Consider the following 7,975-nt stretch of genomic DNA (forward strand, 5'->3'; position numbering starts at 1 on the left):
CCGCCGCGGCGGCTTCGTCGGCCGCGCGCTCGTTGCGCGCAGCGCTCTCCTGCGCGGTCCGCTCTTGCCGCTGGGCGTCGGTGAGCTGGTCGCGGGTCTCGGCGAGGGCCGTCTCGGCGGCGTCGGCGCGGTCGGTGGCGGCGACGTGCCGCGCCTGCTCCTCGGCGAGCTGGGCGCGTGCGGCCTGCATCTCCTCCAGCAGTCGCGCGGTCTCCTGATGCGCCGCGTCCAACTGCGCGGCGGTCTCGGCGCACTCCCGCCCGGCGTCAGCGGCCTGCTGCTGGGCCTCGGCGGCCTGCTGCTGGGCGACCTCGCGCAGGTGCCGTTCCGCGGCGGTCTCCTCCTCGGCGGCCTGCTGGGCGCGCTGGGCCTGCCCCTGCTGCCGCCACGCCCGCTCGGCGTCGGCGCGCGCGTCGGCGACCTGCTCGCGCGCGTCGCGGCGCGCCGCGGCGACCTTCTCATCCCGGTCAGCGCGCGCCTCCTTCGCCGCGGCGTCGGCCTCGTCGGCGCGGGCCTCGGCGAGAGCGGCGCGGGTCCCGGCGTCGTCGGCAGCGCGGCGCGCGGCCTGCGCCTCGCGGCGCGCCTCCTCTGCGTCCTTGGTCGCGTCGGCGACCGCGCCGTTCAGCAGCGCGGTCAGCGCGCCGGCGTGCTCGCCGAGTTGGGCGACCAGCGGGGCCAGTAGCGCGGCTTCGGCGCGCAGCGTGCGCGCGGGCCCGAGCTCGGCGGTCTCCTGGCGGCGCACCTGCCTGCCGTTCTCGTTGCGGTGCTTGGTGCTGCAGAACCGGGCGTCTCGGCGGGCGCCGCGCGGGATCGGGCGGCCGCAGTGCTCGCACGGGCGGCGGCCTGCCGCTTCGGTGCGGGCGGTGCGCTCGGCGACCGCTGCGGCGGACAGGTCGTCGCCGTCGACCGGGCCATCCAGGAGCGGCTCGGTGGGAGCGTCAGCGAGCGCGTCGGGCGGATCGAGCGGCTCGGGGCTGCCAGCTGCGGCGCGCTCGCGATCAGCATGATCGTTTGGCATCGCCCCAGACTATCAGCCGATCCGATCCGATTGAGATCGGATCTAGGTTGAATTGAATCGGATAGAGACCTAGCTCGGACCACATCACACAATGCTGATTGTGTGGACTCCGCGCTGTGAGGCCCGACTCCCAAGCCGCGGTGCGATGACGAAGGGGCACACCACGACCTGTGCCGACCGACCCAGGGGACAGCCAGATGAGCCAGCAGGCGGGCGGCGTCGCGGGCGTCCAGGCCTCCCGGGCCGCAAGTACCCGCACTGCGCGATCTCGGTGGGCAACAACCGGGTAAGCGATGGCGGAAGATCTCCGGCCAGGCGCTCACCAACCGCCTGGCCGCGATCGTGGCGCACAACTGCCGGGCGCGAGGGCAAGGGCACCTCATGCTGCCCGACGCCGAACTGCCGGAGGTGACGGCGGCGTGCAGCGCGGCCGTCACACGGGGCGTGGTGCAGGTGCGGCAGGACTCGGCCCCACCGGCGGTTCCGCCCCGAGCGGAGCGTGCCAAGCCGGCACGGAGTGTCGCTGTCGTGCGGATTGCGGTGTTGCGCGCCGCGGGTCAGCGCCACCCAGGCGATCCGGCATGCCCGCCACCCTGGCCAGCGCACCGGTGCCGCCCTCACCGAGGAGCAGGACGCGGCGCTGCGTGAGCTCGACAGGGGGGCCGACCCGCATCGGAACGAAAGTCGCGTTAGGTGAGCGGCTAGGTTGACTTTGCTGACTTCTTCGTGCCGGTGTTAGCCAACCCTTTGTTCTGGCTCGAACGCGGCCGAACATACGTGCCCTGGGGAGAGGTACGTGCCGGCTCACGGTTACACCCCGCGTGAGGAGCGTCCAGGGCAACGTAGTTCAGACGCGCGGGCGCCGGGACACGAGCAGCGTCACCGACACTTGCGGAACGTTGCTGATCGGTGTCTCAGCCGGCAAGGAACGCCTGGACGTCCAGGGTGATGTCGATCTTGTCCGCGATGATGATCTTGGTGCCGTCAGCGAGCAGGCCGAAGGTGACGCCGAAGTCGCGGCGGCTGATGGTCGCCTGAGCCGAGAAGCCGATCCGCGGCTCGCCCTGGAGCCCGGTCGGGTCGGAGCCGAGAAACTCGATCTCCAGGTCCACCGTCCGAGCGACATCGCGGATCGTCAGCTGACCCGACAGCATCCAGGAGTCGGCCGCCCGGCGCAGCGTCCGGCTGACGAACGTCATCTGCGGGTACGTCTGGACGTCGAAGAAGTCGGCCGACCGCAGGTGGTCGTCGCGCATCTGGTTGCCGGTGTTGACCGAGGCGGTCCCGATGACGGCGGTGACGGTCGAGCGTGCGGGGTCGGGGTCGGTGACGATCTGCCCGCTGACCTCGGTGAACGTTCCGTGTACCCGGCTCATCAGGTGGCGCGCCGAAAAGCTCACCATGGTGTGGGCGGGGTCGATGGTCCAGGTGCCGGAGGTCCAGCCGTCGGGCGTCTGCGGGCCGGCGGCGGTGGCGGTGGTGGCGTCGGTGGTCATGGGATTCTCCCGTTCGTTCGCAGGTGTGAGGTGTGGTGGGACGTCGTCGTACGGTCAGGTCCGAGACGCCGGTGCGGCGAGTTCGGCCAGGTGATGGAGCGAGTTGATGAGATGCTCGGGGCCGAACGGCGGGAATCGGATGCGATCTCGGATGTACTGCGGCACCCCCGACCAGTCGTAGGTGAGCGTGACCTCGGTCTCGGACGGACCGGCCGGCGCCAGGTCGTAGCGCCAGATCCAGCCACCGAACTCCAGCCGGCCGTCGCCCGGGTCCGTCCCCGTCAGCCAGCCGATGACGTGCGGCGGGTCGATCACCGCGACCTTGTTGACGACCTGGTAGTCACCGTCGGGATGGTCGGCGTGGTACATGTCCATCCGGAAGATCTGTCCGACCTCGGTCAGCGGCGCCCGGTCGGCGGGTGCCTGAACCCAGCCGGTGCCGTCGATCGCGGCATGGGCCGCCGGGTCCGCCAGCACCGCGAACACTCTCGCTGCGGGTACGGCGAAGGTGAGGGTGGCGCTCACGCTCTCCTGGTTCACGGTGGGCACGCTCCTTGTCATCTCAGGTCTCGTTCGAGGCAACAGCCAGGCTGATCCCGGCGGCCTTGCCCGCCGCGGCGATGGCCGGGGTCGCCACGGCGGCGAGGGCCGCCGCGGTCAGGCCTCCGGCGATCAGCGACTTGGCGGAAACCGCGGCCGGGGGTGGTGGTGCCGGACATCGTGAGCCTCCAGGGCGTTGCGACCGGCTCCTTGCCGGCCTCTCACCCTGGCTACGAACGGACTCGACGCGATCCGACATCACCGCGAAAACCCCCGATCTGACAGTTGATGATCTTTTCGCCGTGCCGGTGTACTGCCCCCCGAACGCCGGCCCTTCTTCTCAAAGCCGGTGTCGTCGACGACCAGCACCCCGCTCAGCGAGCCGATCGGCTCACCGACCTGGCGGCGCAGCGCGTCCCGCACCACATCGACGTTCCACTAGGCGTGATTCAGCCGCCGCTGCATCCCGTCCGGCTCCGCATCACTGGCGAACTCCGCCCGCCACCAGCCGTTCTTGCGCTCTAGCGAGCTCAACAGGCCCAGCAGATAGGAACGGACCCGCGCCCCTGGCTCACACCGCCCGGAGAACGGAGCCACGACCCGCACGAACAACTCCGCGAGCGCATCCACCCAAGCCCGCGGGTCGATCTGGACCACATTGGACGGCACGGCCACCGCCGGTCATATGGTTCCAACACACCCACATGAGCACAGCGGTGGCCGTCTCACGCCCCAGCCCGATCAGACCAAGATCATCAAGTGCGGCTGGAAAACTAAGAAGGACTCTCACTGAAACAGTTGCGCCCGTCGACAGCGTCCGCACCGGTGACGAAGCTGCGACTGGGAGGGCCGATGACGGCCGTAAATCGTCGAGCCGACGCCGCCGGTCTACGTTTCGCGTCGCTGCGGCCCGACGCCCTCCGGCATGCCCGTGTGCAGGTGCGGAACGTACACGAGCTTCAGCGTGCGGCCGTCGAGCACGGTCGACTCGACGAGTTCGAGGTCGAAGTCCGGGCCGTCGTGGAACAGGGACGCGTAGCCGGCCTTTCCGGTGATCGCCGGGAAGACCGTCACCTCGAGGAAATCCACGAGCCCCGCCGCAAGCAGGGCGCGATTGAGGGAGACGCTGCCGTGGGATCGCATAGGCACGTCGGTCTCGCGCTTAAGCCGCTCCATCGCGGTCACGGCATCCTCCGAGATGACGGTCGAGTTCGACCATCCGAGCGGCTCGCTCAGCGTGCTCGAGAACACGATCTTCGGTAGTGCCCTGAGGCTGTCGTAGTAGGGCTCGTCGTACTCAACGACGAACTTGCGGAACTCGCGGAATGTCGTTGCTCCGTAGATTAGCACCTGGTCCTGCGCGTATTTCCGCACCAGGTGGTCGCGGAGCTCGGGGCCTTCCTTGCCCCAGTACCCGGGCCAGCCGCGCGCCGAGCCGTTGCCGTCGAGGCTGCTGAAGAAGTCGACCGTCAGGGTGGCCATTAGATGCTCTCCCGTTCGCCGGTCCTGGTGTTAGTCATGTCGGTACTCCTCATCCGGGTGGTCTGGTCGACCGCCGCTCAGTTAAGCCACGAATGCCGCGACCCGTATCCGACAGGTCGCGCAGCTCCGTTTCGCCTCATGTGCATAGTGGGCGCCCGGAGTGTTCTTTGGCAACCATGCGTGCTGAAACGGCAACAGCGTGCCGCGGCTGACCGGCCTTCTTCGGATGGGCACAAAGGGGGTTGATCTTGTTCGCCCGGAAGACCATGCTGTTCTAGCAATGTCATGAGACGGAAGGGCAAGAGGTCGAGCATGGGGGACGATCTGTCCGCGGTCGGTCCTCGGTTGCGTGCGATCAGGGAGTCGCGGCGCATGACCATCAGGTCGGTGTCGGATGCCACGGGCATCTCGGTCAGCACGATCTCCCGGCTCGAGTCGGGGAACCGGCGCCCCCAGCTTGAGCTGCTGATGCCGCTGGCGAGACTCTACCGGCTGCCGCTCGACGACCTCGTCGGCGCACCTGCCCTCGGAGATCCCCGGATCCACCCGCGTCCTCGAGTCCGGGACGGCGTCGTCACGATGCCGCTGTCCAGCGGCTCCGGGGCGTGGGAGGCCTTCAAGCAGGTGCATCCGCCGGCGCCTGGGAAGGCGATCAGGCAATGGGTCCACCCGGGATGGGACTGGATCTACGTGATCGCCGGACGGATGCGGCTCCTCATCGGCGAGGACGATCTCATCATCGCCGCAGGCGAGGCCGTCGAGTTCGACACGCGCGTGCCGCACGGCTTCGGCAACCCCGGGCCCGAGGTCCTCGAAGTGCTGTGCATGTTCAACCCCGACGGAGCAAGGCTGCACAGCCGGGCGGTCGAGCCGGGAGAGACACCCGACGATGCCGGCTGAATGTCTGGCCGTGCGAGTCGGGCGGTCTCAGTGAGAACGAAATCTGGAGTGTGCGACACGAGGTGGCACCTGATGAGCGAACACGCTGATGGAAGGCTCGGCTGAAGTCGTAGGCGTGGTCCAGGCCAGTGTTCGCGGCCTGGCCTCATCCTGACGTGCGCCCCGGGACCTCTGGAAGCCTTCAAGAACTCCTTCAACTGCCCAGGGTGTTCAACAATCTCCCGGCACCGTTCGTTGAGAGGATGGCGACCGTGACGAGCCCCCTGGAGCTGCCCGCCGACCCGTTCGACGTCTTCCCCGCCGGGCGCACCGAGCGGCGTCGTGTCCGGGTGGCGTGCTACCGCCTCGCCTCGACGGCGGCCGATGATGCCCGTGGGGCCCGGCTCGACCAGCTCCTCGGCGCCATGACGGTCACCCGATGACTCGGTCCAGCGAGGTCGACGGAGAGCGGACGCTGGAGCCCACCGCGATCCATCCGCCGGGTTTCACACCGCCTGGCGCGCCCGAATCGGACCGCGAACCGGCCTCTGGGTCAGGCTCCGGTTCGAGCTCGGCGCCGCCCTCCACGCCGGATCGCCGGCACCACGCGGGGGCCCCGCCGCCGGCACCGGGGGCCAGGCCTCGGCAGGCGCCCGCACCGGCGCCGAGACTGATCACGGTGGGGGACATCCCCGGGTTGTCGCCGCGGCGTCGCCGCGGTGAGGGGGAGGTCCCGGCGGCGAACGTCGACCTTGTCGACCGGCTGCCGCGGCCGCCGGCTGGGCAGGAGTGGCCGACCGTCGCGGCGTGGCTGCAGTCCCGCAACACCGTCGCCACCCGCCGCGGCTACCTGCACTGCCTGGCGGCGTTCCTGCGGTGGCTGGAGATCGCGGTGCCCGGCGCCGGGCTGTGGGAGGTCACCGAGGACGTCCTGGTCGCCTACAAGGACCAGATCCTCACCGGCACCGGTCATGCCGCGCAGTTGCTGAAGGGCGGGCGCCCGCTCGGCGCGGCCACCGCCGCGCAGCGCATCTCGGCGCTGCGGTCGCTGTACGCCTACGCGTTGCGCCGGCACGTCATCGACTACGACCCGGCCGTGTTCGTCGACCCGCCGGAGACTCCCAGGATCGGGATGACGCCCGCGTTGGCCGAGCACGAGGCCTCCGACCTGATGGACGGCGCCGAGGCGATCGCCGGAGACCGCCCCCTGGACGCCGCCGCGGTCGCGCTGCTGTTGAACATCGGGCTGCGCACCGGGGAACTCGAGGCCATGCCGGTGTCGGCGTTCACCTGGGACGGGGGGCATTTCGTCGCCCGGTTCCGCGTCAAAGGAGGAAGGGTCCTCCCGGTGCCGGTCGTGCCTCGGGTGCGGCTGCTGGTCGAGCCGCTCCTGCACGGCCGCGCCGACCACGAGTTCCTGTTGCAGCACCCCGACGGGCGGCCGTGGAACCGGGGCCGGGTCACCACCGCGCTGCGCCGCGCCGCCCGCGCCGTCGGCCTGCGCCCCGGGCAGTTGACCCCGCACGTACTCCGCGCGACCGTCGTCACCCTGCTCAGCGCCGCCGGTGTCCCCCCGAACAAGATCCAGGAGTTGACAGGGCACGCGTCCCTGGCCACCCTTCAGCGCTACGACCGCGCCGGGGTCCAGATGGACGGGCACGCCGCCTACCTGGCCAGCGGCCTGCTGTCCCGCCGCCGATGACGTCTGGTTCACGATTCGCCAGCGGGCTGGATTGTTGCGACCACCGCGACCGGCAGGACCGACGAGGCCAGCAAGGTCGACGAAACGGCGAGCGTGAACGCGGCCACCCAATGGGCACCGCAGCTCGATCCTGACCAAGGCACCCAGACGGCACCAAGCGCCGGACGACCGCGCCGCACCGGCTACAAGCTGGTGTCCGAGGACCCGAAGACCGGCCACGCCGAGCTGCTCGGCGGCGGCGTTGTACAGCTCGGTGATCCGCCGCTCGGCCGCGTCCGACTGCCCCAGCGCGGTCGCCAGCTAGGCGTGCCGCTGCCGCCGGAACGCCAGCATCAGCCCGACCGCCGCGCCCCCGCCGCCGGCGGCCAGGCCGGTGCGCACGGCGTCCACCCGGAGCTTGGCCCGCTCGGTTCCGGGCGGGGCATCGAGTTCGGCCGGGTCATATCCCGATGGAACGGCGAAACTAGAAGGTCCAGCGCCCCGCAAATTCAGCACCCAGGGAGCTGACCCGGCACTTCCGCTGATCTCGATTAAGCGCCGCCCCGCCAGGACCCGCCGATCTGCCAACAGACCTCGATCACCATCACACCTGAGCACGGCGCCAAGCACTGGCAGCCGCTACGGCGGCGCCGAGTGGCAGCGGATCTACGGACGCCTGAGAAAGGTGCAGCACGCGGTGGTGCCGCAGCCAGCATCGCCGTCACCGGTGGACACGGCGCTCTTGCCGAGGGTGTCGGCGTCGGCCTTGACCGTGTAGACCTCCCATGGCTCCCCACCAGGATCATGAACCCAGACCTTCGGGGCCAGCTCCATCGCGAACTGCCGGCTGAGGTGGATCACGGCGGCCTTGGTGGCGTT

General features: G+C 70.2%; 9 protein-coding genes and 2 pseudogenes. 4 read left to right on the forward strand and 7 right to left on the reverse strand.

The window, feature by feature from the left end; genetic code table 11:
- The 6 genes and pseudogenes from AB0C69_RS33800 to AB0C69_RS33825 all read right to left on the reverse strand — a co-directional run.
- Positions 1 to 1,018, reverse strand: a pseudogene (locus tag AB0C69_RS33800) (hypothetical protein); the annotation flags it as partial.
- Between the two features lie 914 nt (positions 1,019 to 1,932).
- Positions 1,933 to 2,514: a YceI family protein gene (locus AB0C69_RS33805; protein ID WP_360359002.1), complete on the reverse strand. Its 582-nt coding sequence runs from the start codon at positions 2,512 to 2,514 to the stop codon at positions 1,933 to 1,935.
- Between the two features lie 54 nt (positions 2,515 to 2,568).
- A complete protein-coding gene (locus AB0C69_RS33810; protein ID WP_360359004.1) occupies positions 2,569 to 3,054 on the reverse strand; it encodes an SRPBCC domain-containing protein in 486 nt (161 codons plus the stop codon).
- 258 nt (positions 3,055 to 3,312) lie between these two features.
- Positions 3,313 to 3,477: a hypothetical protein gene (locus AB0C69_RS33815; RefSeq protein ID WP_360359006.1), complete on the reverse strand. Its 165-nt coding sequence runs from the start codon at positions 3,475 to 3,477 to the stop codon at positions 3,313 to 3,315.
- A gap of 15 nt (positions 3,478 to 3,492) precedes the next feature.
- Positions 3,493 to 3,729, reverse strand: a complete 237-nt coding sequence (locus tag AB0C69_RS33820; protein ID WP_360359008.1) for a hypothetical protein — start codon at positions 3,727 to 3,729, stop codon at positions 3,493 to 3,495.
- A 213-nt stretch (positions 3,730 to 3,942) separates the two neighbouring features.
- Complete coding sequence (locus AB0C69_RS33825) at positions 3,943 to 4,536, reverse strand: dihydrofolate reductase family protein (protein WP_360359010.1); 594 nt, start codon at positions 4,534 to 4,536, stop codon at positions 3,943 to 3,945.
- A gap of 312 nt (positions 4,537 to 4,848) precedes the next feature.
- On the opposite strand from AB0C69_RS33825, the gene AB0C69_RS33830 reads away from it, so the two are divergent.
- The 4 genes from AB0C69_RS33830 (at position 4,849) to AB0C69_RS33845 (ending at position 7,624) form a co-directional block, all read left to right on the forward strand.
- Positions 4,849 to 5,436: a helix-turn-helix domain-containing protein gene (locus AB0C69_RS33830; RefSeq protein ID WP_360359012.1), complete on the forward strand. Its 588-nt coding sequence runs from the start codon at positions 4,849 to 4,851 to the stop codon at positions 5,434 to 5,436.
- A 251-nt stretch (positions 5,437 to 5,687) separates the two neighbouring features.
- Positions 5,688 to 5,858 carry a hypothetical protein gene (locus AB0C69_RS33835; RefSeq protein ID WP_360359014.1) on the forward strand — a complete coding sequence of 57 codons (171 nt, stop codon included), beginning with the start codon at positions 5,688 to 5,690 and terminating at the stop codon, positions 5,856 to 5,858.
- Positions 5,859 to 6,094: 236 nt separating this feature from the next.
- Positions 6,095 to 7,117: a tyrosine-type recombinase/integrase gene (locus tag AB0C69_RS33840; RefSeq protein WP_360359016.1), complete on the forward strand. Its 1,023-nt coding sequence runs from the start codon at positions 6,095 to 6,097 to the stop codon at positions 7,115 to 7,117.
- Positions 7,118 to 7,210: 93 nt separating this feature from the next.
- Positions 7,211 to 7,624, forward strand: coding sequence for a hypothetical protein (locus AB0C69_RS33845; protein WP_360359018.1), 414 nt, complete (start codon positions 7,211 to 7,213; stop codon positions 7,622 to 7,624).
- A 138-nt stretch (positions 7,625 to 7,762) separates the two neighbouring features.
- Here AB0C69_RS33845 and AB0C69_RS33850 read toward each other — a convergent pair.
- Positions 7,763 to 7,975, reverse strand: a pseudogene (locus AB0C69_RS33850) (hypothetical protein); the annotation flags it as partial.

It is taken from the genome of Actinomadura sp. NPDC048032 (assembly GCF_040653175.1).
GTDB lineage: Bacteria > Actinomycetota > Actinomycetes > Streptosporangiales > Streptosporangiaceae > Spirillospora > Spirillospora verrucosospora.

What these genes read in the sequence shown, in the direction of transcription:
- AB0C69_RS33830 (WP_360359012.1), top strand. Translation starts at nt 4,849, where the DNA reads ATGGGGGACGATCTGTCCGCGGTCGGTCCTCGGTTGCGTGCGATCAGG.
- AB0C69_RS33805 (WP_360359002.1), bottom strand. Translation starts at nt 2,514, where the DNA reads ATGACCACCGACGCCACCACCGCCACCGCCGCCGGCCCGCAGACGCCC.
- AB0C69_RS33825 (WP_360359010.1), bottom strand. Translation starts at nt 4,536, where the DNA reads ATGGCCACCCTGACGGTCGACTTCTTCAGCAGCCTCGACGGCAACGGC.